Origin of the sequence: Saccharopolyspora antiqui, from assembly GCF_052246905.1 — a bacterium.
Taxonomy (GTDB): domain Bacteria; phylum Actinomycetota; class Actinomycetes; order Mycobacteriales; family Pseudonocardiaceae; genus Saccharopolyspora.
Genome location: NZ_JBQQBO010000001.1, coordinates 282,914 through 309,233 on the forward strand (window position 1 = coordinate 282,914; position 26,320 = coordinate 309,233).

The following is a 26,320-nucleotide window of genomic DNA, read 5'->3' on the forward strand; positions in this document are numbered from 1 at the left end:
GTCGGACGCGTCACTTCCAGACCCGTTAGTCGTTCACCACCACGACCTTCACCGCTTGGTCCGCGTCCAGTTGCGCGTCGAAGGCCGCGCCCAGTTCGGCCAGCGGTTTGCGGTGCGTGATCAGGGGTTCCGCCTGGGCCCGCCCGGTCGCGAGCAGGTCGATGGCGTCTCGGAAGTCGTCCGGGGTGACCATCGCGCTGCCGCGCACCGTGAGCTCCTTGTGCACCAGCCGCGTGGGGTCCAATCGGGCGGGCTCCTCGTAGAGCGCCACGATCAGCACGGTTCCCCGCGGGCGGGCGATTTCGGCGGCCTGCGCCACCAGGGCGGGCGCACCGGTCACCTCGAAGACGATGTCGATCTCCGGATCGCCGGGCACATCGGCCACGTCGGCGAGCGCGGTCACGCCCAACTGCTCGGCGATCGACCGGCGCAGCGGCGATCGGTCGACGCCGATCACCGGCGACGCCCCTTCGGCCAGCAGGACCTGCGCCACGTGCAGCCCGATCGTGCCGAGGCCGAGCACCACCGCGGACTGCACGGGCCGCAGCTCCGCCTGCCGGACGGCGTGCACGGCGACGGCGAGCGGTTCGACCAGCGCGCCCGCGTCGAAGCTCACCGCGTCCGGCAGCCGGTGGACGTTGCGGCCGAGCACCGCGTCAGGAATCCGCAGCCGCTCCGCGAAAGCACCCGGCAACCCGAACGCGATGCTGCGGGTGTTCCAAACCTCGCACAGGTGCCCGACCTGCTCGCGGCAGCGGCGGCACGCCCCGCAGGGCTGGATGGGCAGCCCGGTCACCCGGTCGCCGGGCGAGATGTCCGCGACATCCGCGCCGACCGAAACGACCTCCCCGGCGAACTCGTGCCCCATGATCTGGCCGAGTCCGGTGAACATCCCCTGCGTGTAGGTGTGCAGGTCGGAGCCGCAAACCCCGCAAGCCCGCACATCCAGCACGATGTCGGCGGGTCCGGCCACCGGATCGGGCACCTGCTCGATCGACATCCGCCTCGCACCACGGAACACCCCGGCACGCACGTGAGCTCCCTTCCGCAGACCTGCCGCGACGCTACCGCCACACCCGCCCGGCCCGACCGATGCCGCGCGAAGTGACAACAACTCGCGCGCGCATAGCCAAGACGGCGGTTGAAAGCCGGGGGCCTTTCGAGACAGGCTGGCGCGGAGCATCGCACGTCAACAGGGAGGCGGGGCAATGGCGCCCTTGTCGAACGCGCCCGAGCGCTGGCACCTCCAGCGAACCGCCGACCGCTTCGGCGTTGCCGATGAGTGGGCGGACATCCTCGCATCGACCCACGTCGGCTTCGACGTCCGGTTCACCCATCGCACGCCGCAGAAGTTCCAGGGCACGGTCGTGCGCCGCAGGTTCGGCGAGCTGACGCTGGTGGACTGCGTGTGCACGCCGTTCTCCGGGCACCACGACGTGCTCATGGGCGGCGCGGGCGAGTCGATGATCGGCTTCCAGATGGTCCGCAAGGGTGCCGAGCGGGTCCGGTACGCGACCGGTGAGCACGTGGTCACCCCCGGTGAGGTGATCCTCTGGGATGGCGCGCACCCGGTGGACGTCGAGGTCGTCGAGCCGTTCATGAAACGCACGTTGATCTTCCCGAGGGAGCGGGTGCTCGCGGTGTGCCCGCGGCTCGCCGACCTGCAGGCACTGCCCTCGCTCGCGGAAAATCCCGGCGCACGCCTGCTCGTCAGGTACCTGGACGCGCTCGTCGACGAACTGCCCGGCCTGGCCGCCAGTGATGCCGCCACCCTCAGCACGGCGACCGACGTGGCGCTGGAGCTGCTGCGGGCCGCGGTCGAACCGGGCATCCCCGACAGCAGGGCCGCCGTGCGCGACGCGCTGCGCGCCGACATCCGCCGCTACATCCGCGCGCACCTGCAGGATCCCCGGCTCGGCCCCGAATCCATCGCCAAGGCGCACGCGATCTCGTTGCGCTCGCTGCACAGCCTGTTCGCCGACACCGGCGAGTCGGTGGCCGCGCTGGTGCGCAAGTCCCGGCTGGCTCGCTGCCGCGCGGAGCTGGAACAGCCCGGTGCGGGCACCGTCACGGAAATCGCGTTCCGCTGGGGTTTCTCCGATGCCGCCCACTTCTCCAACGTCTTCAAGCGCGAGTACGGCCTGGCGCCGAGGGAGGTGCGGCGCACGGCGGCGGCGCGCATGAATGGCCAAGTAATCCCGCACGCAGACTAAGGTCTTGCCGGGCTGGTGCGCTTAGCTTTCCGGGAGTGATGCACGGCAAGGCAGGACTGGTCACCGGCGCGGCGGGCGGCATCGGCAGAGCATGCGCGATCCGGCTCGCGGCCGAGGGTGCCGCAGTGGTCGTGGCCGACCTCGAATCGGCCCGCGATGGCGGCGAAGAAACCGCAGCGGAGATCCGGGACGCAGGCGGGCGAGCGGAGTTCTTCGCCTGCGACGTCGCGAACGAGCAGGACAACGTCGCGCTCGTCGCGCACGTCGTCGAACGCTTCGGCACCCTCGACTTCGCCCACAACAACGCGGGAATCGGCGTGCACAAGCTGCTCGCCGACACCGAGGCCGACGAGTTCGACCGGGTCATCGCGGTGAACCTGCGGGGCACGTTCCTCGGGATGAAGTACCAGATCCGGCAGATGCTGCGCGGTGGCGGCGGGTCGATCGTCAACACCTCGTCGAACGCGGGGCTGCGCGGTGTGCGGCTGCTCAGCGCCTACACCGCCAGCAAGCACGGCATCGTCGGGCTGACCAAAAACGGCGCCATCGAGTACGCCGAGGAAGGGATTCGGGTCAACGCCGTGTGTCCAGGGGCGATCATGACATCGCTGATGAGCGGCATCAGTCCGCAGCGGCAGCAGGAAATCCTGCGCCCGCAGGCGATGCGCCGCCCCGGCGATCCGGCTGAGGTCGCCGCCGCCGTCGCGTGGCTGTGCTCGGACGACGCTTCGTTCGTCACCGGCATCGCGATGCCGGTCGACGCCGGTTCCGTCGCGGGTTGGTGACGCGGTGCGCGAAATCGTCATGCCGCGGCTGTCGGAGTCGATGAGCGAAGGGCTGGTCGTCGGCTGGCTGCGCGAGACCGGCGACGAGGTGCGGCGCGGTGAGGATCTGGTCGAGATCGAGACCGACAAGGCGACGGTGACCTACCAGGCCGAGTCGGCCGGGCGACTGGAGATCATCGCCGGTGCCGGTGAAACCCACCCGGTCGGTGCGCCCATCGCCCGGATCGGCGCGGCGGTGGCCGCGCCCGATGTGCGGCTCAAGGCATCTCCGCTGGCCCGGCGGCTCGCCCGGGACAACAACATCGACCTCGCGGCCCTCAACGGGACCGGCCCCGGCGGGCGCATCGTGCGCGCCGACGTCGAAGCGGCCACACCCCCGGCCGACGGCAGGGCAGCCAGCGTCACGGTAACCGGGGTCGAACCCGAGCCGCCCAGGACCGCGAAAGTTACGGCCGAGCCCGGTGTCCGGGGTGCGGTGACGGTCGTCGAGCCGACCACCAGCCAGCGGACCGCGGCCGCGCGGATGGTCGAGGCGAAGCGCACGATCCCGGAGTTCACCGCCACCACCGAGATCGACATGGGCGGCTGCGCCGAGCTGCGGGCGCGGATCGCGGCGATCACCGGTGCGGCGCCCACCTACAACGCCATGGTCGTCAAGGCGGTCGCGCTCGCGCTGCGCGAGCATCCGCGCGTCAACGCCGCCTACCTCGACGACGCCTACCACCTCTACGGACGCGTCAACGTCGGGATCGCGGTGGCAGCCGACAACGCGCTGCTGGTGCCCACCGTGTTCGACGCGGACACCCGCGCGCTGCCCGACATCGACCGCGCCACGAGCGCGCTCGCCGAGCGCGCCCGCGACGGTCTGCTCACGCCCGCCGACCTCGACGGCGGCACGTTCACCGTGTCGAACCTCGGGATGTACGGGCTGAGCGAGTTCACCGCCGTGATAAACCCGCCGCAGGCCGCGATCCTCGCGGTCGGCGCCGTCGAGGAACGCCCGTGCGTGCGCGACGGCGTGCTGGTGGCGGGCCGCGTGCTGCGCGCGACGCTCACGGCGGATCACCGGATCCTCGGCGGCGCCGATGCGGCGGCGTTCCTGGCGCGCTTGCGCGAACTGCTCACCGAACCGCTGACCCTGCTGCTGGGGGGAAGGAGCGACCCATGACGGCTCGCATACTCGGCTCGTACTGGACCACTGCTGGTCCGGTCGAGGTCCACACCGGCCGCGAGTGGAGCCTGTTCGACTGGCCGCGGCGCTGCGCCGAAGCCGCGCGCACCGGGATGGCCGGACTCGGCCTCTGGCACGCCGACCTCGTGCACCTGCTGGAGAATCGCAGCCTCGCCGAGATCGGGCAGATCTTCCGCGACCACGGCCTGGACGTGCTGGAGATCGAGTTCTTGGGCGACTGGTTCCTGGACAGCGGCACGCCCGGCAGGCAGGCCTCCGACGAAACGCGCAAGCTGCTCTTCGACGCGGCCGCGGAACTCGGCGCGCACCACATCAAGGTCGGCAACATCCTCGGCACGCCGTGCGAGCGCGGCAAGCTCATCGACCGCTTCGGCGAGCTGTGCGCGGATGCGGCCACCCGGCACGAGGCGCCGATCGTCTACGAGCTGATGCCCTTCGACCGCAACGCGCCGACCCTCGACACCGCGCTGGAAGTCGTCGAGGGCGCCGCTGCCGAGAACAGCGGACTGGCAATCGACTTCTGGCACCTCGGCAAGCTCGGGCTGACGCCGGACGATCTGCGCGTCATCCCGAAGCGCTATCTGTCCTATGTGGAGCTCAGCGACGGGATGCGGGCAAACCTGCCCGACCACGTCAAGGAGACCACGAAGTACCGGCGGTTGCCCGGCGAGGGCGAGTTCGACGTGCGGGGCTACGTGTCGGTGTTGCGGGAGCTCGGCTACGACGGTCCGTGGGGCGTCGAGGTGCTCTCCGAGGACCTGCGCGCACTGCCCATTTCGGAAATGTTCGAGCGGACGGTGCGCTCCGTCCACGATTCGATGCAGGAGGCCCCGAAGTGAGCCCCACGGATAACCCCACGGATGACGGAGTCGACGACGAGCGCCGGGTGTGGATGCTCGCCCAGATGCTGCGCATCAGGGAATTCGAGGAGCGGGTGAAGCGGACCTTCACCGAGCATCCCGGTGTCATCCGGGGGCACACGCACCTCGCGGACGGCGCGGAGGCGTCCATCGTCGGTTCGCTCGCCGCGATCGGCGAAGGCGACCAGCTGATGGCGACCTACCGCTGCCACGGATATCCGATCGTGCTCGGCACCGAGCCGCGCCGGATGATGGCGGAGATCTACGGCCGCAGCACCGGCCTGTGCAAGGGTTACGGCGGCTCGATGCACCTCGCCGACCCCCGCCGCGGATTCCTGGGCACCTCCGGCATCGTCGCCCAGAACATCCCGCAGGCCACCGGGGTCGCGTATGCCGCCCAGGTGCGCCGCGCGGGTCAGGTGGTGCTGTGCTTCTTCGGCGACGGTGCGACGAAGCAGGGCGCGTTCCACGAGTCGCTGAACATCGCGTCGCTTTGGAAGCTGCCGATCGTGTACGTGATGGAGAACAACAACTACAACGTCGTCACCCGCAGCGACCAGGAGGACGCCAACGCGGCGGCCGGTGAGCCGCTGTCGATCAAGGCGACCGCGTACAGCATGCCCGGTGTGACCGTGGACGGCGGCGATCCGATCGCCGTGCACGACACCGTCGCCACGGCCGTCGCGCGGGCGCGCGCTGGTGCGGGCCCGACGCTCGTGGAGTCCAAGGTGTACCGGCTGAGCGCGCACGGCAACATCATCGCGCCGCCCGGTGTGCCGCTGCACTTCCCCGAGCACGAGGCGGTCCAGGTGTTCGGCGCGGTCGAGGAGTACGAGGCCGCCAAGCGCGGCGACCCGATCCCCCGGTTCCGCGGGACCCTCGTCACCGGCGGCGTGCTCACGGCCGCCGAAGCCGACGGCCTCGCGGGCGCGGCGCGCGACGAGATGGCCGAGGCGGTCGAATTCGGGTTGGCGAGCCCGCTTCCGAAGCCCGAGGACGCGCTCGCCTACGCCGAGGCCTCGTGAGCCCGGCACACCAGGCGGTCCCGAACCGCCCGGTCCACTCACCGATCCAGTGATGGGTGAAGGGCACCTTTCACCAAGTATGTTGGGAAAAGGTGCCCTTCACCTCGAAAACGGGCTCTCAGGAGGAGAACGTGGCACGTGAGCTGCCTTACGTCGCAGCGATCGACGAGGCGATTCGGCAGGAGATGGCGCGCGACGACGGCGTGCTCTACTTCGGACAGAACATCGCGACCACCGACAACGATCCGTACCTGGCCGCGTTCGGCAGCGATCGGGTGCGGGTGACACCGATCTCGGAGACGGCGGAGATCGGGATGGCGGTGGGTGCCGCGATGGCTGGCTACCGTCCGGTCGTCGAGCTCTACATGGCCGAGTTCCTGCTCGTCGCCATGGACCAGGTCGTCAACGAGGCGCCGCGGATGCACACCATGACCGGTGGGCAGGTCCGAGTGCCGCTGGTGCTCAAGGCCGGTTACGGCTTCACCGCTGGCTGGGCGGGCCAGCACACCGGCTCCATCTACGGCATGTTCCAGGGCGTGCCGGGCCTCAAGGTGGCGCTGCCGTCCACACCGGCCGACGCCAAAGGTCTGATGACCACGGCGATCCGCGACGACAATCCGGTGCTCTACCTGCAGCACTACCTGCTCATGCTGGACAAGGGCGAGGTGCCCGAGGGCGATTACGCCATCCCCTTCGGCGTGGCCGACGTCAAGCGCCCCGGCGGCGACGTGACGATCGTGGCCACCGGCTGGACCGTGCACCGCGCGCTGGCCGCGGCCGAGCAGTTGGCCGCCGAAGGCATCGGCGTCGAGGTCATCGACCCGCGCACGATCGCCCCGCTGGACACCGCGACGATCCTGGAATCCGTCGCGAAGACCGGCAGGCTGGTGCTCGTCGACCAGGCCACCCGGCACTCCTCGGTGGCCGCGGTGATCGCCAGCGAGGTCGCCGAACACGGTTTCGCCGACCTGCGGGCCCCGATCAAGCACGTCACCGCGCTGGACACGACGATCGCCTACAGCCAGCCGATGGAGGAGTACGTGCTGCCCGACGAAGCGAAGATCACGCGCGCCGTGCGGGAGGTTCTGGAGCCCGCCGCGAGCGCGAAGGTCGCGCGGTGAGCGCCTTCGACGGCGCCACGGCGCTGGAGGTGTTCCGCGTGATGTGCCGCATCCGCGCGTTCGAGGAACGCGTCGGCCGCCTCAAACGCGCCGACGAGGTGCACGGCCTCATGCACCTCAGCGTCGGCCAGGAAGCGGTGGCCGCCACCGTGTGCGGACAGCTGCGCGACGACGACGCCGTCTACAGTGGACATCGCGCGCACGGGCACGCGATCGCCAAGGGCGCACCACTGGGCGGGCTGATGGCCGAGCTGATGGGCCGCCAGGGCGGGGTGTGCCAGGGCCTCGGCGGGTCGATGCACCTGGTGGACACCGAGCACGGCCTGCTCGGCGCGACCGGTGTGGTGGGCGGCAACATTCCGATGGCGGTCGGCAGCGCGCTCGCCAGCCACCTCACCGGCCGGGACACCGTGGCCGTGGTGTTCTTCGGCGACGGCGCGGCGCAGGCGGGCCACTTCTCGGAGTCGGTGAACCTCGCCGCGCTGTGGCGGTTGCCGGTGGTCTTCGTGTGCGAGAACAACGGTTTCGCCGAGTTCACCCCCCGCTCGGCGCACACCGTGGTGGAGCGGGTCACCGATGTGGTTGCCCCGTACGGCTTTTCACGCGAGACCGTGGACGGCAACGACGCCGCGGCCGTGTGGGAGGCCTTCGGGCAGGTGCTGGCGCGGGCGCGGCGCGGCGAAGGGCCCGCGCTGCTGGAATGCCTGACCCACCGGCTGCGCGGCCACTACGAGGGCGACCCGGACCGCTACCGGGAGGCGCTGTCGGCCGAGGACTGGCAGCGCAAGGACCCGATCCGACGCCTGGCCGCGCAGGGCAGCGCGGCCGGTTGGTTCACCGACGACGACGTGACATCCGCCGAGCGGGACGCGGAGCAGGCGGTGACCGAGGCGGTGGAGTTCGCCAGGACGAGCCCGGCGCCGTCCGCGGCGCACGCGGCGTCGCTGGTCTACGCGTGAAGGAGCGCAGTGCCCGAAACGACCTACGCGAAAGCGATCAGCAGCACGCTCGCCGAGGCGATGCGCGCCGATCCGAGGGTGTTCGTGCTCGGTGAGGACGTCGCGCACGGCGGCCCGTACACCACGACGGCGGGCCTGGCCGAGGAGTTCGGCACCGAACGGCTGATCAACACCCCGATCAGCGAGGCCGCGATCTGCGGTGTCGCGGTCGGTGCCGCGCAGTCCGGCCTGCGGCCGGTGCTGGAGATCATGTACATCGACTTCATCACCCTGGCCCTCGACCAGCTGGTGAACCAGGCGGCCAAGGCGCATTTCATGTCGGGTGGTCAGCTGCGCGTGCCGATGGTGCTGCGCACGCAGGGCGGCGCCGGTTACCGGGGTGCCGCGCAGCACTCGCAGAGCCTGGAGAGCTGGCTGACGCACATCCCGGGGCTGAAGGTGGTGATGCCCAGCTGCGCCGAGGACGCCGCCGGGCTGCTCACGAGCGCGATCAACGACGACAACCCGGTCGTGGTCGTCGAGAACAAGACGCTGTACTTCCGGCGCGAACAGGTGCCGGAACGCATCGAGCCGGTGCCGCTGGGCCAGGCCCGCGTGTTGCGGGAAGGCAGCGATGTCACGGTCGTCGCGCTCTCGCGGCTGGTGCACGAAGCACTGGACGCGGCGAAAAGCCTTGCCGCGGACGGCATCGAGATCGAGGTGATCGATCCGCGCACGCTCGTGCCGCTGGATCTCGACGCGATCGTCGCTTCGGTGCGGCGGACGAACCGCCTCGTCGTGGCGCACGAGGCCGTCGAGTTCGGCGGTTTCGGCGCCGAGATCGCGGCGGCCGTGCAGCACGCCGCGTTCGATTACCTCGACGCCCCGATCGAGCGGGTCGGCGCACCGTTCACGCCGATCCCGCTCAGCCCGGGGCTGGAGGACGCCTACGTGCCCGGCGCCGGGGAGATCGAGTCCGCGGTGCGCGCGTCGCTGGGCAGGTGAGGCTCGCGTTCCGGGTCCCAGCGGATCAGCAGCGACGTGAGGAATCCGGTGAGCGGGATGACCGCCATCACCATGATGGTGGGTCCCGCGCCGAGCGCGTCGAGGACCAGCGGGAACACGAAGGATCCGGTGACACCGCCGGTGCTACCGGCCATGTTGGTGATGCCGGAGCCGAGGGCGCGCAGGTTGCTGGGGTACGCCGCGGCGGCGAGGCTCATCCCGCCGGGTGCCGGTCCGCCGGAGTGCAGCAGCAAGAACAGCGCGGGCAGCGTGAACGCCAGCCACAGCGGGATTCCCTCGAACATGCCGCCGAGCAGCAGCAGCACGAGCCCGGCGAGCGCGAAGCCGACCAGCATCGTGCGGCGGATGGTGAACCGCTGGGCCAGCACACCGGAGGCGAAGCCGCCGACGATGCCGAACACGTTGAACAGCGCGGAACCGAGCGCGGCGGCGGTGAAGTCCTCCCCGAACAGTTGCAGCGAGATCACCGGGAGGTACCAGCCGATGGCGAAGTATTCCAAGCCCTGGCAGTAGAACGTGACGACGGCCAGCACGGTGCGCCGCCGGTAGGGCGGGCGCAGCAACTGCGCGATGTCGCCGATCGACGACTCCCGGCGCGGCGCGGTGGCCGCCCGCGCCGGGCCTGCGATGACCTCCACGCCGTAGAGGCCGCGCAGCGTGCGGGCGGCCTTGTCGAAGCGGCCCCTGCTGGCCAGCCAACGCGGGCTCTCGCTGAGCAGGAACACCTGCAGCACGCCGAGCACCGCCGCGATCAGCCCGGCTGAGCCCAGCGACCAGCGCCAGATGCTCTGCCCGACACCCGCCTGGTAGATGGCGACGGTGAGCAGCAGGTTGCAGGTCGTGGCGACGTACCAGATGCCCTGCCAGCGGTTGAGCTTGCTCTGCTTGCGCGTCGGCAGGAACTCCGCGAGGTAGGCCATCACCACCGCGAAGTCGAACGCCCACGCCACACCCGCGAGACCACGCCCGAACAGCAGCAGCGCGTAGTCCGAGGAGGACGCCGAGATGACCGCCGACAGCAGCGCGATCACCTTCGCGGCCACCAGCATCGGCACCCGCCCCAGCCGGTCGGCGAGCAGCCCCGCGACCGGCCCCAGCACCAGCGCGACGAGCATCGACGAACTGGCCAGCAGGCTCACTTCGCCCGCACTGAGCCCGAGTTCTTCGGTCAGCGGTGCGAGCCCGGCGGAAAGCGCGGCGTTGGCGTAGGCCTCGAAGAAGACACCGCCCAGGCCCAGAACCCAGACCCAGCGCATGCGCGAACCGGTCGGCCGGTCCGCTTCGATGAAGTCCGCGACATCCTGTTCGCTGGCGATCGTGACTGTTGCCATACGGGTGACGCTATGGAGGCGCGGCTGGGCTTTCTTGACGACGCCTGCATGATTCCTTGCGCGTTCACGCGGCACCCCACCGACCGCGCTACCTGTCGTTCACCGCCCGCTCGATGAGCTCGTGCAGGTCGCGCGCGACGTGGAAATCGGGCGTGGTCTGGGTGCCCGCGCGGAGATCCGTCGCGAAATTCCGGTACAGGCGCGCGACATTGGCGACTTCGGTCGGTAGCGCGCTCGCCTCGTCGTCGGCTACCGGCACGGGTGACCAGTGCGGCGCGCCGGGTCGGGATTCGGCGAGGTCGAGTTGGCCGATCTGCAGTTGTGCCGCCCACGGATCGGCTTCCGGTGCGGAGGTGAGCGCGAGGTTTCCTTCGGTGCCTGCGATCTCGATGCGCGTCCTCGGCAAGGCCGCTTCGCTGTCGTGCAAGTGGATGGACACGACCGCCCCGCTGTCGAGTTCGGCGTTGGCGAGGAAGTGGTCGGCCGCGGTGACGTTGATGGGTTCGCCGGTTTCGGCGATCCGGTGCTCGGGGCTTCGGATGGTCGCCCTGGCGGACAGTTCGCGGATCGGGCCGAGCAGGTGCCGCACGAGGTCGAAGGTGTGTCCACCGAGGACCTCGACCAGACCGGCGCCGCTCGTGCGGTCGTAGGTGTAGGCCGTCCAGCCGGGAACGTCGCGCGCGTTGCCCTTGCTCCGCGAGCTGTAGACGGTGGCCGACTGCACGGTCCCGATCCGGCCGTCCGCGATCATCGCGCGTGCGCGGCGCACGGCCGGGGAGAACCGCGCCTGCAGTCCGACGGCCGCGTGCACCCCGGCGGCGGACGCGGCGGCGGCCAACTCGGCGGCTTCGGCTGCTGTGGTGGTCAGCGGCCATTCGCAGTAGACGTGCTTACCGGCGTCCAGTGCCGCGGTGGCCAATTCGACGTGGGCGGGCACCTTCACGGTGACGACGACCAGATCGACGTCGGGGTGCGAGGCGAGGCTGCGGGCATCGGTGAAGGCGTGTCGGGCGCCGAAGCGTTCGCGGGCGGCTCCGGCGCTGGCTGACCGGGTGGTCGCGACCGCGGTGAGCTCGAAGTGGGGCGAGGCGTTGATCGCGGGGATGTGAGCGCGCGCGGCCCAGCCCCGGTCCGGATTCGCCCCCAGGATTCCGACGCGGATCGGCCCGGTCATCCCAACACCGCCACAAACGGGTCAAGTTGTTCCATTTTTTCGACGGTACCAGAAACGGAACACGGTGACCCGGTTGGCTAGAATGCGGGCATGGACTCCGCGGTGGACGCGCTGCTCGCGCAGGGCGGAACCAGCCCGCGCGCGGACGCGCAGCGCAACGTCGAACGCCTGATAGCCGCGGCGCGGCAGGCGCTCGACGAGCAGGGGCTCGCCGTCACGACGCGCGACATCGCGCAACGCGCCGGAGTCGGTCTGGGAACGCTCTACCGGCGGGTTCCGTCGCTGGATGCGCTGCTGGCGGCGATCCTGGTGGACACCATCGACGAGATGACCGAAAGCGCCAAGCGCGCGCTCGACGCCCCCGACCCCTGGCGGGGTTTCGTCGAGTTCGCCGAGGTCTACGTGCGGCTGCGGGCGACGAGCTGCGGCGTGCACGACGCGCTTTCCGGCGCCGGAGGCCATCTCGACCTGGCGCAGCGGATCGGCGGTCTCCAGCGGGCCGTGCGCAAACTGGTCAAGCGCGCGCAGCACAGCGGCGTTATCCGCGACGACCTCGACTGGCGGGACGTCCCGTTCGTGCTGGCAACCGCGATACCCGCCGACCACACCATCGGCCTCGACGCGAAAACGGATCAATGGCGCCGAAACCTGCGCATCATCCTCGACGGACTCCACCTGGCGGCGGACGGTTCGCGATCCGCCCAGCATGTGCACGACGTCACACCGCGCCGCGTTTGACCTTCACACAAGTGTGAATGTTCGAGCATCGAGCAGGACCAACCCGCGCGATCTCGTGGAGCAACGCATGACGCAGGAACTCTTCCCCTACTCTCCGATCGTCTCCCGGCCGCCGCTGAGCTTCCCGGGCGGCGCCCGGCTGGCGTGCTACGTCGGCCTCAACATCGAACGCTTCCGCCCCGACGTCCCCATCGACCGGGCCGGTGGTCCGGTGCCCGATCCGCTGTCGCTCGGCTGGCGCGAGTACGGCAACCGGGTGGGCATCTGGCGGTTGATGGACCTCTTCGACGAGGTCGGCATCCGCGGCACCGGCATCGTCAACTCCGACGTGTGCACCGCCTACCCGGAGATCATCGAGGCCGGGATCGCACGCGACTGGGCATGGGTCGCGCACGGCAAGACCAACTCGATCATGATGCCCGACATCGATCCGGCGGAGGAGCCGCGCTTCTTGCGGGAGATGTTCGCGACGCTCGACGCCGCGCTCCCCACCCGACCACGGGGTTGGCTGGGGCCGGGGCTCACCGAGACGTCCGCGACGCCGCAGCTGCTCGCCGACGCCGGGATCACCTACCTGCTCGACTGGTGCTGCGACGACCAACCGTTCCGGCTGAACATCCCGGGCATGCTGTCGGTGCCGTACTCGCTCGACGTCAACGACTTCATGATGTTCGTGACGAACCCAGGGCTGACCGGTTGCGACTACGAGCGGATCGTCCTCGACCAGTTCGAACAGCTGCTCGCGGACTCGGCCAGCACCGGCCGGGTGCTGGCCCTGCCGCTGCACACCTTCATCGTCGGACAGCCGTACCGCTTCAAGTACCTGGCGCGGGTGCTGCGCACGATCGCTTCGACGCCGGAGGTGTGGCTGTGCACCAGCGACGACATCGCCGAGCACTACCTCGCGAGCACGTCCGGTTCGCCGGGCTCCGATTCCTGACCGGCTCCGGCACGTCACAAATCGGTAAGCGGCCAGACCCTGCCGAGGGACCGCCGCCGCGGCTGGCGCCGACCACGGCTACCCGTGCCGGATCATCGCGCCGAACCGGCCGGGAGTGCTGCAGACCAAATGGGTGCGCCGGTTGGAGATCGCATGAGGATCGCGCGAATCGTCCTGGTGCTGCCGGGGCTGGCGGCACTGGCGTGGGGTGCCGTCCTATTCGGACAGTTCGTGCAGGCGATGGGGCCGAGCAGCATCGTCGCATGGGGGTGGCTGGTGGGCGGGCCGGTGGTGCACGACGGGCTCGTGGCACCAGCGGTGGGGCTGACCGGTTTGGTGATCACGCGCGTCGTGCCGCGAGCGTGGCGCGGTCCCCTGCTGGTCGGCACGGCGCTGAGCGGGGTGCTCGGCTTGCTGAGCGTCGCGCTGCTGTGGCGCCGCTACGGCGCCCCGCCCAGCCCCGGCTTGCACGACGCCGACACGGCGACCGGCCTGCTCGTCGCGCTCGCCGTGGTCTGGGTGCTGGCGCTGCTGGCCGGTGCGGTGAACACCTGGCGGAACTCCCGGCGGACTCGGGCGGAAACCGCCCAGTAACCGGCCCGGGCAACCCTGTTACCACTTTTTCGGGGCACCACTTTTTCTGGGCACCACTTTTTCTGCGCACCACTTTTCCTGGGCACCAGTTGCAGCTAGCCGGTATCCGGGGATTGCAGCCCCCGGTAGGCGCAACTGGTTGCTAGCGGCGAAGCGGAACACGCGCTCAGCGGAACACACTCGATGGCATCGAATCCACTCCTAGAACAAGGAGAAACTGCGATGCGCAGGACTTCACGAGCATTGATCGGATTGGCCCTGGCCGCGCCGCTGGCGCTGGGAATCGGTGGCGTCGCTTCGGCCGCCGCGATCGAACCGGCGGCCATGCCCGCGATGCAGGCCAACCATTCGGGCAGCCACGGTGACCACCACTCCCACGCCCACCCGAGCAACGGCAGCGTCCGCGGCGGCCCGCAGGGTCACGGCTCCAACTACAGCGGCTCGCACGGCCACAGCGGTGCGAACGGACGCGTCGGCGACACCACGCACTAGTCGCACGGTCTTCAATCTCGCGAAAGCGCCTGTCCGGCAAGGACAGGCGCTTTCAACTGTGCGGGGATCCCGGCGCGCGTCTCGCGGGCGGGAACCCCCGGACACATCAGGTGACGACCTGGTTGGCGTGCAGCTTCGCGATGGCCTTCGCGTCGTAGCCGACGCTGGCCAGGACCTCGTCGGTGTGTTCGCCCAGCAGCGGCGCGCCGGTGATGTCGGGTGCGAAGCCGGAGAACTTGATCGGGCTGCCCACCGTCAGGTAGCTGCCGCGGTCCCGCTGCTCGACCTCCACGACGGTGCCGCTGCGGCGCAGCGCGGGGTCCTCGGCGATCTCCTTCATGCTGAGCACCGGTGCGCAGGGCACCTCGAACGTGCGCAGGATGTCGACCGCCTCGTACTTCGTCTTGTCGGCCAACCACTTCTCGACCTCGGCGAAGATGTCGAACAGGTGCGGCTGACGCGCCTCGGTGGTGGCGTACGCCGGATCGTCGATCCACTCGGGCTTGCCGATGGCCTGGCAGGTGCGCGCCCAGTTCTGCTCCTGGATGGTGAAGTAGATGTAGGCGTTGGGATCCGCTTGCCAGCCCTCGCACTTCAGCATCCAGCCGGGCTGGCCGCCGCCGCCCGCGTTGCCGCCACGCGGCACCGCGTCGCCGAACTCGCCGTTCGGGTACTGCGGGTACTCCTCCAGGTAGCCGACCTCCGCCAGGCGCTGCTGGTCGCGGAGCTTGACCCGGGTCAGGTTGAGCACGGCGTCCTGCATGGACACCGACACCTTCTGGCCCACGCCGGTCGCGTTGCGCTGGATGATCGCGGTGAGCAGGCCGATCAGCAGGTGCATGCCGCTGTTGCTGTCGCCGAGCGCCGAGCCGCTGATGGTCGGCGGGCCGTCCCAGAATCCCGTGGTGGACGCGGCGCCACCGGCGGCCTGCGCGACGTTCTCGTAGACCTTGAGGTCGGACCACGGCGAGTCCTCGTTGAAACCCTTTACCGAACCGAAGATCAGGCGGGGGTTGAGCTCGTGGATGTGGTCCCAGCCGAGGCCCATGCGGTCCATGGCGCCCGGCGCGAAGTTCTCGACGAGGATGTCGGCTTCGCGGATCAGCTTCTCCATGACCTCCTTGCCCTCCGGCGACTTGGTGTTGATGGCCAGCGAGCGCTTGTTGCTGTTCAGCATGGTGAAGTAGAGGGCGTCCAGGTCGGGGACGTCGCGCAGCTGGCGGCGGGTCACGTCGCCGCCGTCGATGCGCTCGACCTTGATCACGTCGGCGCCGAACCAGGCGAGCATCTGGGTGCACGCGGGACCGGCCTGCACCCCGGTGAAGTCGATCACCTTGATTCCGGCGAGTGGCTTCTCGGTCATGGTGGTTTCCTTCTCTCGGTTGATCTCGGTGAGCGGGCGGCGGGTTCACTTCGTCGGCGGCGTGAGGTTGCCGACGGTGACGCCCTTCGGGTTGAGGTGTGCGATGTGGCCGCTTTCGGTTCCGGCCGACGGGTCGATGACGCAGTCGATTAGGGCCGGGCCGCCCGAGGCCAGCGCCTCGGTGAGGGCGGCGGCGACTTCGGCGGGTGTGGTGGCGCGGAAACCCTTGCCGCCGAACGCCTCGATCATCTTGTCGTGGCGTGCCTCGGACATCAGCGTCGTCGGCGACGGGTCGGTGGCCAGCGGGTTCACGCCGTCGCCTCGGTAGACCCCGCCGTTGTTCAGCACGACGGTGACGATGGGCAGCCGGTAGCGGCAGACCGTCTCCAGCTCCATGCCGCTGAATCCGAAGGCGCTGTCGCCCTCCACCGCCACGACCGGTGCGCCGCTCTCGACGGCGGCGGCGATCGCGTAGCCCATTCCGATGCCCATGACGCCCCACGTGCCGCTGTCGAGGCGGTGGCGCGGGACCCGCATGTCGATCACGTTGCGGGCGATGTCCAGCGCATTGGCGCCCTCGTTGACGAGGTAGACATCGGGGCGCTCGTGCACGACGTCGCGCACCGCCTTGAGGGCACCCGAGAACCGCATCGGATGCGGATCGGCCGCCAGCCGCTGCGCCATCTTGGCGACGTTGTGCGCTGAACGCTCCGCCAACTCGTCCCGCCAGGCGGTGGGGGCCGCGACGGGCTCGGTCCGCTCGGCGAGCGCGTCGAACACCGACTCGATGTCCCCGACGAGCGGGGCCGCGATGGGCTGGTTGCTGTCCATCTCGGCGGGATCGATGTCCACCTGGATGAACTTCGCCGCCGGATTCCACTGCGGTGCCCGACCGTGGTTGAGCAGCCAGTTCAGCCGGGCGCCGACGAGCATCACGACGTCGGCCCGGCGCAGCGCCAGCGAACGGGCGGTGGCCGCCGACTGCGGGTGGTCGTCGGGCAGCAGGCCCTTGGCCATCGACATCGGCAGGTAGGGGATGCCGGTGGACTCGATGAACTCGCGGATCTTCGCGTCCGCCTGCGCGTACGCGGCGCCCTTGCCGAGCACCACCAGTGGCCGCCGCGCGGTCGCCAGGAGCTCGATCGCGTGGTCCACCGCCTCGGTCGCGGGCCGCTGGTGCGGGGTCGGGTCGACGACCCGCCACAGCGTCGCGGCGCCCGCCGCCGCGTCGACGACCTCGCCGAGCACCGCGGCCGGGATGTCGAGGTAGACCCCGCCGGGACGCCCCGACACCGCGGTGCGGATCGCCCGCGCGATGCCGCGGCCGATGTCCTCCACCCGGCTCACCCGGTAGGCGGCCTTGGCGAACGGTTCGGCCGCCGCCAGCTGGTCGAGCTCCTCGTAGTCGCCCTGCTTGAGGTCGATGAGGTGCCGCTCGCTGGACCCGGAGATCTGGATCATCGGGAAGCAGTTCCTGGTGGCATTGGCCAGCGCGACGAGCCCGTTGAGGAAGCCCGGTGCGGAAACCGTCAGGCACACGCCCGGTTTCTTGGTCAGGAACCCGGCCGCGGCGGCCGCGTGCCCCGCGTCGCTTTCGTGGCGGAACCCGATGTAGCGGATGTCCGAGGCCTGCGCGAGGCGGGCCAGATCGGTGATCGGGATGCCGACCACGCCGTAGATGGTCCGGATGTCGTTGAGCTTTAGCGCGTCGACGGCCAGGTGGTACCCGTCGGTGAGTTCGGCTGCGGGCTCGACGGTGGTGGCTGTGGTGTCCAGCGTGGAGGCGGTCATGGTCCGAAGTCCTTGCTGTGCGGTAGTACCTTCACCTCCCACCCTCCGCAGCGGGCAGCACCGCGTCCAAGACCTGTCTGCGAACAGCTGGTAAGCGGCGGTTATCGACCGCGGCGCCGCACAACAGCCCCGTGTTCAGCCGCCCCGTGTTCAGCCGACCGGTGGCCGCCGCTCATCTGACCGAGTGCTCGGTTGGTAGCGGCTGGTCGAAGAACTCCTCCAGCCGCAAAGCCGTTGCCGCCTTGACGAACGCCCGAGCCACCACCGATCCGGGGGTCGCGGCGTTGATCGCCACCGAAACCTCCGCCCTGGCGACCGGTTCGACCAGGCGGACGACTCTCGTCCTGCCGACCACCGGCATCGCCCGCAACCAGGTGTGCGGCACGATGCTCGCCCACTCGCCGTCGCCGACGAGCGCGTAGAGGGAGGCGACCGAGTCCGTCTCCACCTGCGGCGTCACCACGACCCCGCTGTCGGCGAAGGCGCTGTCGATGACCTGGCGGATCCGCATGTCGGGGGTGAGCAGCGCCAGCGGCAGCTGCGCCGCATCGGCCCAGGTCATCGTGTCGGTCTGGGGCATCAGCTGGTCACCGGAGGCCAGCACCATGTACCGCTCCTCGTACAGCGGCGTCACCTGCACGCCCTCCTGGTCGTCCGGGGCGAAGTGGGCGATCGCGGCGTCCAGCTCGAAATCCCGCAGCTGGCGGCGCAGGTCGGTCGTCGACGAGCGGGACCGCACCTGCACCTTGGCCAGCGGGTGCGCCGCGGTGAACGCGGCCACCGGCAGCGCGACGGTCGTCGACGCCGTCGGCTCGGCTCCCAGCCGCAGCGTTCCGGTGATGCCCGACTGGACGGCGGCCACTTCGGCCTTGAACGCGTCCTGCTCGGCGAGGATCCGCTTGGCCCACACGACGAGCCGTTCGCCTTCCGGGGTGAGGCCCTCGTAGTTGTGCCCCCGGTTGATCAGCGTGACGCCCAGTTCCCGCTCCAGCTTGGCGATCGACGCCGACAGCGCGGGCTGCGACACGTAGCAGGCTTCCGCCGCCCGCGCGAAGTGCCTTTCCCTGGCCACCGCCACGAAGTACTCCAGCTGACGGAACAGCACGACGCGACTCCTCTCCGGCCGCGCCGGGACCGGGCCGCGGTCGCTCCGGCGCCACCCTCCCCCAATCATCCGCTCGACGGCCGCCGGTGAACCCGGGCCGGAGGGCTAGCGCGCGGGCCGCAGTGCGACCGAGGCGACCACCAACACCGCGACGGTCGCGACCACGGGGACGATCGGGGCGTAAGGCCGCGCGTAGAGCAGCAGCAATCCGTCCACCAGGGCACCGACGACCATCGCCGCCCCGATGCGCAGATACAGCCAGCGATCCGCTGACGCGGACCTCCAGTGCGCGAGCTGGTTCACGAAGCTGACGATGGTGGCGGTCGCGGCCGTGGTGGAGACTTCCGGTACGCCGAGCGATCGGACGGCGTCCATCTGGATTCCCATCGCGACCGCGAAGATTCCGATCAGGACATCGCCCAGCACAGTGGACGGTTGATCGGAAACCGCCAACCAGATGGCCAGGAAGGCGACTTCGGCAGCCGCCACGGTGGCCAGCGCGATCGAGACCCGGTGCGACCACTCCGCACCAGCCCTGCGGCTGGGGGCGATGAGCTTCGCCGAGAACAGCACGCCCACCGCGAATCCGAGCATCGCCACGACCACCCGTCCGGCATCCGGTCCCAGCGATGCGTTCGAGCCCAGCGAACTGACTGCGGCCAAGCCGAGGAACACGACGTTTCCGGTCATGAACGCGGCGAAGACCTTGCCCAACGCGAGGTAGCAGATCGCATCGACCGCACCGGTGGACAACGACAGCCCCACCAGCAACCGGTTGCGCACGACAACCGCCGTCCGCTGCCCGCGAGCGGTCTGCCGATCGGTCTCGGCGTCTGATTCCGCGCCGTCCGAACCGGCGACCGGGCTATGCACGACATCCACTCAAATTCCCCCTTTTCGAATCGGGTGATTTGAGTTCCGCGAAGAACTGGCCGACGAAAAACCTAGACCGGCAGCGTATACCCGGGGTGGGCCACGACGCCGGATCTGTGACCACTCGCACCACCGAGCACCGCCCACTTGGCCCAACCTTCCATAGTGGACGTATCGGGCTCTGAATCTTGGTCGTCAGCCAGCGGATGGCGCCTTGGCTGGGGCGGCGGCGGTGCGCGATACCGCCGCGTCGGAGGCCGGGCGCCGGGCGGGCAGGAACGTCGCGATCGCGAGGGCGACCACGGCCGCGCTGGCTCCTACCGCCATGACCACCCGGAAGCCGTCCTGGGAAGGAACGGGCAGCCCGCCGAACGTGATGGTCAGCTGGGCCAGCACCACACCCGACACGGCGCTGGAGATCGAGGTGCCGATGGCCCGCATCAGCGTGTTCAGGCTGTTGGCGGCTGCCGTCTCCGCCACCGGCACGGCCGCCATGATCAGCGCTGGCATCGCCCCGTAGGCGAGACCGATACCGGCCCCGATCACGCTGGAGACCAGTACGAGCTGCCAGACCTCGGACATCAGCGCGGTGCCCAGGCCGTAGCCGATGGCGACCACGAAGGCGCCGAGCATCAGCGTCACCTTGGGTCCCTTGGCTTTCGAGATGCGCGCGGACACCGGCGCCATGGCCATCATCACCAGACCGGACGGGCTCATCACCAGCCCCACGACCAGCATCGTCTGCCCCAGGCCGTAGCCGGTGCCCGCTGGCAGTTGCAACAGTTGCGGAAGCACCAGGGACATCGCGAACATCGCGAACCCGAACACGGCGGACGCGACGTTGGTCAGCAGCACCTGGCGGCGCGCGGTGGTGCGCAGGTCCACCAGCGGCTGCCTGGTGCGCAGCTCCCACCAGCCCCACAGCACCAGCACGACCGCCGCCGCACCGAAGAGGACATCGGTGCGGGCGTTGGTCCAACCCCAGTCGGCGCCCTTGGAAATGGCCAGCAGCAGGCAGATCAGCCCCACCGAAAGTCCCGCCGCACCCACCAGGTCGAAGCGTCCGCCGCTGCGCACCGCGGATTCCGGCACGAGCATCAGCACCAGCGCGGTGACGACGGCGCCGAGGCCCGCCGAGGTCCAGAACAGCACGTGCCAGTCGGTCCGTTCGGCCAGGAAGGCAGCCGCGGGCAGGCCGAGCGCGCCGCCCACCCCCAGCGAGGCGCTCATCAGCGCGGTCGCCGAACCGAGCCGATCGGCTGGCAGTTCGTCGCGCATGATGCTGATGCCCAGCGGGATGACACCGGCCGCCAGGCCCTGCAGGACCCGTCCGACGACCATCGGCGGCAGCGTGTCGCTGAGGCCGCAGACGGCCGAACCGACCACCAGCAGGACGAGGCTGACCAGCAGCATGCGCCGCTTGCCGTACATGTCCCCCAGCCGCCCCACCACCGGTGTCGCGACGGCACCGGCCAGCAGTGTGGCGGTGATCGCCCAGGTGGCGTCGGCCGCCGAAGCGCCCAGCAGCGCGGGCAGCCTGGGAACCAGCGGGATCACCAGGGTCTGCATCAACGAGACCACGATCCCGCCGAGAGCCAGCACCAACACGACGGTGTTCGCCCGCTGGGGGCCCGAAGCCCCGGCATCGTCGGGTTGGGCAAGGACATTCGGCATGGCACGGGCCTCCGTCTGGGCAATCTGGTCCACTCGACCAGACCGACATTAAATCAATTGATTGACTTAAACTAGCGGAATCGGTTAACTGAGCATGAAGGCCGATGCGGAGGAGGGACACATGGCGGCAGACGGTGCGGGCGAACGGGTGCTGAACTACCCGATCCCCAGCGAGGCGGCTCTGGAGCCACCGGCGCAGTGGGAACAGCTGCGGCAGGAGTGTCCGGTCGCGCGGGTCACGCTGCCCAGCGGGGACGAGGCGTCACTGCTCACCCGCTACGAGGACGTCAAGCAGGTCCTGTCCGACCCGCGGTTCACCCGGCAGCTGAGCGCCGACGACGCGGCCCGGATCTCGACCAACGAGTCGGGCGGGGTGTTCAACAGCTCGCTGGCGATGTCGATCCCGCAAAGCGGTGGCGAGCACCAGAAGTGGCGGCGGATGGTCGGCAAGTGGTTCACGGCCAAGCGGATGCTCGCGCTGCGGCCCGGCATCGAGGCGATGGCCGAACAGCTCATCGACGACATGGTGAAGCACGGCCATCCGGCGGATCTCAAGGCGAGCCTGGGTTTTCCGCTGCCGGTATGGGTGATCTGCACGATGCTCGGCGTCCCCGACTCGGACCGGGACGAGTTCGCCCACTGGTCCGACACGTTGCTCAACCTAACCCGCTACACGCAGGCCGAAGTCGACGCGGCGCAGGCCGAATTCATCGAGTACATGGCGGGCCACGTCACCGCCAAGCGGGCGGCACCAGGTGAGGACCTGCTCAGCGAGCTCATCACCGGCACCGACGCCGACGGTGACCGGATGTCCGACGCGCAACTGGTGGCCACCGGCCAGGGCCTGCTGGTCGCCGGGCACGAGACCACGGCCAACATGATCGGCAAGATGGTGGCCATGCTGCTGGCCGACCGCGTGCGGTGGGAGCGGCTGGTGGCGGATCCGGCGCTGGTGCGCACCGCCGTCGAGGAGGCGCTGCGGTTCGACGCCAACCAGGGCTTCGGCATGCCGCGCTACATCGGCGAGGACGCCGAGGTCGCCGGCACGCTGCTGCCCGGCGGCACCACCGTGGTGTGCAGCATGGCCGCGGCCAACCGCGACGTCACGGTGTTCGACGGCGCCGACGAGATGGACCTCGGCCGCAGCCCCAACGCACATCTGGCCTTCGGCGCCGGGTCGCACTCGTGCCTGGGACAGGCGCTGGCCCGCACCGAACTGCAGGTCGTGCTCGAAGTGCTGCTGCGCCGACTGCCCACCCTGGAACTCGCCGTCGAACTGGACGACCTGCACCGGGTGGAGGGACTCGCGGTCGGCGGGCTGCGCGAAGTTCCGGTGCGGTGGTGACCATGGCCGGGAGAACCGTTCGAGCCGAGCGCGTCAGCGCGACGCGGGAACTGATCCTGGCGGCCGCCGAGCGGTTGTTCGCCGAGCACGGGGTGTTCGCGGTGTCCAACCGGCAGGTCAGCGAGGCCGCGGGCCAGGGCAACAGCGCCGCGGTCGGCTACCACTTCGGCACCAAGACCGACCTGGTGCGCGCGATCGCGCGTCGGCACACCGAGCCGATCGAGCGGGTGCGCCTGCAGATGGTGGCCGACGTCAGCGGTTCCACCGATGTGCGGGACTGGGTGGCCTGCATGGTGCGGCCGCTGACCGAACACCTGGCCGCGATGGACAGTCCCACCTGGTTCGCCAGGTTCGGCGCCCAGGTCATGACCGACCCGGCGCTGCGCGAGATCATGATCAACGAGGCCATGACCTCACCGTCGCTTCGCCAGGCCCTCGAAGGCCTCAACCGGTGCCTTCCCGAACTGCCGGTCGAAGTGCGCCTGGAACGCGGTGACATGGCCCGCCAGCTGACGGTGCACATGTGCGCCGAGCGCGAACGCGCGCTCGCCGAGAACACCCCCACCCCCCGGTCCAGTTGGCACGACGCCGCGACCGGGCTGATCGATGCGATCGTCGGGATGTGGCTGGCCCCGGTGACGACGCGCACGTGACGCGCCGTCGGCACACCGAACCGGTTGCGGTCGAAGATTCGCAGGCAGAGGAGATCCGCTGATGCAGGTGAGCGTTGACGAGGAGAAGTGCTGCGGCGCGGGCCAGTGCGTGCTGCTCGCTCCGGAGGTGTTCGACCAGCGCGAGGACGACGGGATCGCGATCCTGCTCGACCCGCAACCGGCCGAGCAGCTGCACGCCGCCGTCCGCGAAGCCGCCGACATGTGCCCCGCCGCCGCGATCCAGCTGGGTGAGCACGCATGAGCGGGCCCACCAGCGTGCTCGTGGTCGGGGCCGCCGCAGCCGGACTGGCCACTGCGGAGTCCTTGCGGCGCAAGGGATTCCAGGGCAAGCTGACCTTGCTGGGCGACGAGCGGCACCTGCCCTACGACCGGCCGCCGCTGTCCAAACAGGTCCTGGCCGGAGCCTGGGACGTCGAGCGGGCCCAGCTGCGACCGGAATCCGCACTGTCCACATTGGACGCCGAGATCATCCTCGGTGATCCGGCGGTCGGTCTGGACACCGCGACGCGCACCGTCCACACCGCATCCGGGCGCACGCTCAGCGCCGATGCCGTCGTGGTGGCCACCGGCCTGCGCCCCCGCCTGCTGCCCGGGCAGACCGATCTGGTCGGCGCGCACGTGCTGCGCACCCTCGACGATGCCAAGGCGCTGCGGGCGGATCTGCTGACCGCCTCGCGGATCGTGGTGGTCGGCGACGGCGTCCTCGGTGCCGAAGTCGCCGCCACCGCGCGGACGATGGGCCTCGCGGTCACCATGACCGGCCCGCAATCCGCCCCGCTGGCCAGCCAGTTCGGCCCGCTGGTCGCGGGGCAGCTGGCCGAACTGCACGCCGAGCGCGGGGTCGACCTGCGGCTCGGTGCCGCGGTCACCGGCCTGGCCGGGGATGACGGGCGGGTCACCGGAGTGCAGCTGGACTCCCTATTCGGGCATGGGCGGGGTGAACTCCTGCCGACCGACCTGGCCATGGTGGCGCTCGGCGCCGAACCGGCAACGGAATGGCTCGCGAGCAGCGGCCTGCCGGTGGACAACGGGCTGGTGTGCGACTCGCACTGCCGGGCAGCCGAGGGGATCTACGCCGTCGGCGACGTGGCCCGCTGGCACCACGACGGGCTCGGCACCTCGCTGCGCCTGGAGAACCGGACCAACGCCGCCGAGCAGGCCCGCGCCGTCGCCGCCAACATCCTCGGCGAGGACCAGCCCTACACCCCGATCCCCTACTTCTGGACCGACCAGTTCGACACCAAGATCCAGGCGTACGGAGTACCGACCGCCGATGCCGAAGTGACCATTGTGGACGGTGATGTCGCGGACCGCCGGTTCGTCGCCCGCTACTGCCGCGCGGGCCGGGTCACCGGCGTGGTGGGTTGGAACATGCCGAAGCAGACCCGCCAGCGGCGGCAGGAGATCGTCGATTCGCTCGCCGACCCGGCGCCAGTCCCCTGACAACGGCCGAGAACACCGGCGGCAGAACAGGCTCGCCCGCTGCGCACCGCAAGCAGCTGTGGCGCACTTTCCCCGGAAAGGAAGAACACGCGATGACCAGCACGTTGAACCCAACCGGCGAGAACTCCTCCGAGATCCCGGAATACCCGATGACCAGGGCCGCCGGGTGCCCGTTCGATCCGCCGCCCACGCTGCAGGCCCAGCAGGAGGAGGGCCCGCTCGCGAAGGTCCGGCTGTGGGACGGCAGCACGCCGTGGCTGGTGACCCGCTACGCCGATCAGCGCGCCCTGCTGTCCGACCCACGGGTCAGCGCCGACATCACCCGCCCCGGCTACCCGAGCCCCGCTCCGATCCGCCCCGACGCGTCGAGCATCGGCTTCATCCTGATGGACGATCCGGAACACGCGCGCCTGCGGCGAATGGTGACGGCGCCGTTCACCATCAAGCGGGTGGAGGCGCTGCGCCTGGCGGTGCAGAAGATCGCCGACGACCTGATCGACGCCGTGCTGGCCGGTCCGAAGCCGGTGGACCTGGTCGAGGCGTTCGCCTTGCCGCTGCCTTCGCTGGTGATCTGCGAACTGCTCGGCGTCCCCTACTCCGACCACGACTTCTTCCAGGACAACAGCAAGATCGTCATCAGGCGCGACGCATTGCCCGAACAGCGGTCCGCCGCCTTCGGTCGGCTGACCGGCTACCTGGACGACCTGATGGGCGAGAAGCTCAGCAATCCCGGTGACGACCTGCTGTCCGGGCTGGCCGAGCGGGTCAAGGCCGGGGAGCTCTCCCGCGAGGAAGCAGCGGGCATGGGCGTGCTGCTGCTGATCGCGGGCCACGAGACCACCGCGAACATGATCGCGTTGGGCACGCTGGCCCTGCTGGAACATCCCGACCAGCTGGCCGTCCTCCGCGAGACCGACGACCCGAAGCTGGTCGCCGGGGCGGTCGAGGAACTGCTGCGCTACCTGCACATCACGCACAACGGGCGGCGCCGGGTGGCGCTGGAGGACATCGAGATCGCCGGTGAGGTCATCCGCGCCGGCGAGGGGATGATCCTGGCCAACGACATCGGCAACCGGGACCCCGAGGTCTTCGCCGACCCCAACCGGCTGGACATCCAGCGCGACGCCCGCCGCCACGTGGCCTTCGGGTTCGGGGTGCACCAGTGCCTGGGCCAGCCGCTGGCCCGGGTGGAGCTGCAAGTCGTCTACGGCACGCTCTACCGGCGCATCCCCACCCTCCGCCTGGCCGCGGACCTGGCGCAGATCCCGTTCAAGCACGACGGATCGGTCTACGGCGTCTACGAACTGCCCGTCACCTGGTGACATCCCCAGCCGGGCGGGGCAAGCACAACAGCAATCAGGAGAATTCCATGAAGGTGACCGTCGACCAGGACAAGTGCGTCGCTTCCGGGCAGTGCGTCACGGCTGCCGCCGCGGTGTTCGACCAGCGCGACGAAGACGGCGTCGTGGTGCTGCTCAACGAAAACCCGTCGGCCGAGCTGACCGCCGACGTCCAGCACGCCGCGACCGTCTGCCCGGCGCTGGCCATCACCGTCGACGAATAACGACCGCACCCGTCGGCGCGGCCCACCCCGGCGGCTCGCCCACCGGCCGCGCCGACCCC

26 protein-coding genes and 1 pseudogene are annotated in these 26,320 nt (G+C 70.1%); 19 read left to right on the forward strand and 8 right to left on the reverse strand.

What is annotated here, in order from left to right:
- Positions 1-25: 25 nt before the first annotated feature.
- Positions 26-1,000 carry a zinc-dependent alcohol dehydrogenase gene (locus tag ACTWQN_RS01270; RefSeq protein WP_443201409.1) on the reverse strand — a complete coding sequence of 325 codons (975 nt, stop codon included), beginning with the start codon at positions 998-1,000 and terminating at the stop codon, positions 26-28.
- A gap of 208 nt (positions 1,001-1,208) precedes the next feature.
- Here ACTWQN_RS01270 and ACTWQN_RS01275 point away from each other — a divergent pair, with 208 nt between their 5' ends.
- The 8 genes from ACTWQN_RS01275 (at position 1,209) to ACTWQN_RS01310 (ending at position 9,139) form a co-directional block, all read left to right on the forward strand.
- A complete protein-coding gene (locus ACTWQN_RS01275; RefSeq protein ID WP_443201410.1) occupies positions 1,209-2,213 on the forward strand; it encodes a helix-turn-helix domain-containing protein in 1,005 nt (334 codons plus the stop codon).
- A 38-nt stretch (positions 2,214-2,251) separates the two neighbouring features.
- Positions 2,252-2,998, forward strand: a complete 747-nt coding sequence (locus ACTWQN_RS01280; RefSeq protein ID WP_443202001.1) for an SDR family NAD(P)-dependent oxidoreductase — start codon at positions 2,252-2,254, stop codon at positions 2,996-2,998.
- A 4-nt stretch (positions 2,999-3,002) separates the two neighbouring features.
- Complete coding sequence (locus tag ACTWQN_RS01285; protein ID WP_443201411.1) at positions 3,003-4,166, forward strand: dihydrolipoamide acetyltransferase family protein; 1,164 nt, start codon at positions 3,003-3,005, stop codon at positions 4,164-4,166.
- Positions 4,163-5,029 (forward strand): sugar phosphate isomerase/epimerase family protein, encoded by an 867-nt coding sequence (locus ACTWQN_RS01290; protein ID WP_443201412.1) that lies wholly within the window; start codon positions 4,163-4,165, stop codon positions 5,027-5,029. The genes ACTWQN_RS01285 and ACTWQN_RS01290 overlap by 4 nt, the downstream gene beginning before the upstream one ends.
- A complete protein-coding gene (locus tag ACTWQN_RS01295; protein WP_443201413.1) occupies positions 5,026-6,075 on the forward strand; it encodes a thiamine pyrophosphate-dependent dehydrogenase E1 component subunit alpha in 1,050 nt (349 codons plus the stop codon). Before ACTWQN_RS01290 ends, ACTWQN_RS01295 begins: the two co-directional genes overlap by 4 nt.
- A gap of 131 nt (positions 6,076-6,206) precedes the next feature.
- Positions 6,207-7,196 (forward strand): alpha-ketoacid dehydrogenase subunit beta, encoded by a 990-nt coding sequence (locus ACTWQN_RS01300; RefSeq protein WP_443201414.1) that lies wholly within the window; start codon positions 6,207-6,209, stop codon positions 7,194-7,196.
- Complete coding sequence (locus ACTWQN_RS01305) at positions 7,193-8,155, forward strand: thiamine pyrophosphate-dependent dehydrogenase E1 component subunit alpha (protein ID WP_443201415.1); 963 nt, start codon at positions 7,193-7,195, stop codon at positions 8,153-8,155. Before ACTWQN_RS01300 ends, ACTWQN_RS01305 begins: the two co-directional genes overlap by 4 nt.
- 9 nt (positions 8,156-8,164) lie before the next feature.
- Positions 8,165-9,139, forward strand: coding sequence for an alpha-ketoacid dehydrogenase subunit beta (locus ACTWQN_RS01310; RefSeq protein ID WP_443201416.1), 975 nt, complete (start codon positions 8,165-8,167; stop codon positions 9,137-9,139).
- Here ACTWQN_RS01310 and ACTWQN_RS01315 read toward each other — a convergent pair.
- Entirely contained in the window at positions 9,082-10,491 is a 1,410-nt protein-coding gene (locus ACTWQN_RS01315; RefSeq protein WP_443201417.1) for an MFS transporter, read from the reverse strand. The two genes, ACTWQN_RS01310 and ACTWQN_RS01315, sit on opposite strands and share 58 nt — an antisense overlap.
- A gap of 88 nt (positions 10,492-10,579) precedes the next feature.
- The gene (locus ACTWQN_RS01320; RefSeq protein ID WP_443201418.1) at positions 10,580-11,665 is read right to left on the reverse strand and encodes a Gfo/Idh/MocA family protein; all 1,086 of its coding nucleotides are present in this window, start codon (positions 11,663-11,665) and stop codon (positions 10,580-10,582) included.
- A gap of 90 nt (positions 11,666-11,755) precedes the next feature.
- Here ACTWQN_RS01320 and ACTWQN_RS01325 point away from each other — a divergent pair, with 90 nt between their 5' ends.
- The 5 genes and pseudogenes from ACTWQN_RS01325 (at position 11,756) to ACTWQN_RS01345 (ending at position 14,429) form a co-directional block, all read left to right on the forward strand.
- On the forward strand, positions 11,756-12,403 hold the full coding sequence (locus ACTWQN_RS01325; RefSeq protein WP_443201419.1) for a TetR/AcrR family transcriptional regulator: 648 nt from the start codon (positions 11,756-11,758) through the stop codon (positions 12,401-12,403).
- A gap of 67 nt (positions 12,404-12,470) precedes the next feature.
- A complete protein-coding gene (locus ACTWQN_RS01330; RefSeq protein WP_443201420.1) occupies positions 12,471-13,343 on the forward strand; it encodes a polysaccharide deacetylase family protein in 873 nt (290 codons plus the stop codon).
- Between the two features lie 70 nt (positions 13,344-13,413).
- Positions 13,414-13,500 (forward strand): annotated as a pseudogene (locus ACTWQN_RS01335) (molybdopterin-dependent oxidoreductase); the annotation flags it as partial.
- Positions 13,497-13,937: a hypothetical protein gene (locus tag ACTWQN_RS01340; protein WP_443201421.1), complete on the forward strand. Its 441-nt coding sequence runs from the start codon at positions 13,497-13,499 to the stop codon at positions 13,935-13,937. The pseudogene ACTWQN_RS01335 and the gene ACTWQN_RS01340, both read left to right, overlap by 4 nt.
- Before the next feature lie 222 nt (positions 13,938-14,159).
- On the forward strand, positions 14,160-14,429 hold the full coding sequence (locus ACTWQN_RS01345) for a hypothetical protein (protein ID WP_443201422.1): 270 nt from the start codon (positions 14,160-14,162) through the stop codon (positions 14,427-14,429).
- 106 nt (positions 14,430-14,535) lie between these two features.
- Here ACTWQN_RS01345 and frc read toward each other — a convergent pair whose 3' ends face one another.
- The 5 genes from frc to ACTWQN_RS01370 form a co-directional block, all read right to left on the reverse strand.
- Entirely contained in the window at positions 14,536-15,792 is a 1,257-nt protein-coding gene (gene frc, locus ACTWQN_RS01350; protein WP_443201423.1) for a formyl-CoA transferase, read from the reverse strand.
- 45 nt (positions 15,793-15,837) lie between these two features.
- Positions 15,838-17,583, reverse strand: coding sequence for an oxalyl-CoA decarboxylase (gene oxc / locus ACTWQN_RS01355; protein ID WP_443201424.1), 1,746 nt, complete (start codon positions 17,581-17,583; stop codon positions 15,838-15,840).
- A gap of 172 nt (positions 17,584-17,755) precedes the next feature.
- Entirely contained in the window at positions 17,756-18,688 is a 933-nt protein-coding gene (locus tag ACTWQN_RS01360) for a LysR family transcriptional regulator (protein ID WP_443201425.1), read from the reverse strand.
- Positions 18,689-18,793: 105 nt separating this feature from the next.
- On the reverse strand, positions 18,794-19,570 hold the full coding sequence (locus ACTWQN_RS01365) for a YoaK family protein (protein WP_443201426.1): 777 nt from the start codon (positions 19,568-19,570) through the stop codon (positions 18,794-18,796).
- Between the two features lie 186 nt (positions 19,571-19,756).
- Entirely contained in the window at positions 19,757-21,235 is a 1,479-nt protein-coding gene (locus ACTWQN_RS01370) for an MFS transporter (RefSeq protein WP_443201427.1), read from the reverse strand.
- Positions 21,236-21,356: 121 nt separating this feature from the next.
- Between ACTWQN_RS01370 and ACTWQN_RS01375 the strand changes: the two genes are divergently transcribed.
- The 6 genes from ACTWQN_RS01375 (at position 21,357) to ACTWQN_RS01400 (ending at position 26,261) form a co-directional block, all read left to right on the forward strand.
- The gene (locus ACTWQN_RS01375; RefSeq protein WP_443201428.1) at positions 21,357-22,580 is read left to right on the forward strand and encodes a cytochrome P450; all 1,224 of its coding nucleotides are present in this window, start codon (positions 21,357-21,359) and stop codon (positions 22,578-22,580) included.
- Positions 22,581-22,582: 2 nt separating this feature from the next.
- A complete protein-coding gene (locus ACTWQN_RS01380) occupies positions 22,583-23,233 on the forward strand; it encodes a TetR/AcrR family transcriptional regulator (protein WP_443201429.1) in 651 nt (216 codons plus the stop codon).
- A gap of 61 nt (positions 23,234-23,294) precedes the next feature.
- Complete coding sequence (locus ACTWQN_RS01385) at positions 23,295-23,495, forward strand: ferredoxin (RefSeq protein ID WP_443201430.1); 201 nt, start codon at positions 23,295-23,297, stop codon at positions 23,493-23,495.
- Positions 23,492-24,697: an NAD(P)/FAD-dependent oxidoreductase gene (locus ACTWQN_RS01390; RefSeq protein ID WP_443201431.1), complete on the forward strand. Its 1,206-nt coding sequence runs from the start codon at positions 23,492-23,494 to the stop codon at positions 24,695-24,697. Before ACTWQN_RS01385 ends, ACTWQN_RS01390 begins: the two co-directional genes overlap by 4 nt.
- 92 nt (positions 24,698-24,789) lie before the next feature.
- Positions 24,790-26,019: a cytochrome P450 gene (locus tag ACTWQN_RS01395; RefSeq protein WP_443201432.1), complete on the forward strand. Its 1,230-nt coding sequence runs from the start codon at positions 24,790-24,792 to the stop codon at positions 26,017-26,019.
- Positions 26,020-26,066: 47 nt separating this feature from the next.
- Positions 26,067-26,261: a ferredoxin gene (locus ACTWQN_RS01400; RefSeq protein ID WP_443201433.1), complete on the forward strand. Its 195-nt coding sequence runs from the start codon at positions 26,067-26,069 to the stop codon at positions 26,259-26,261.
- The last annotated feature ends 59 nt before the right edge of the window (positions 26,262-26,320 follow it).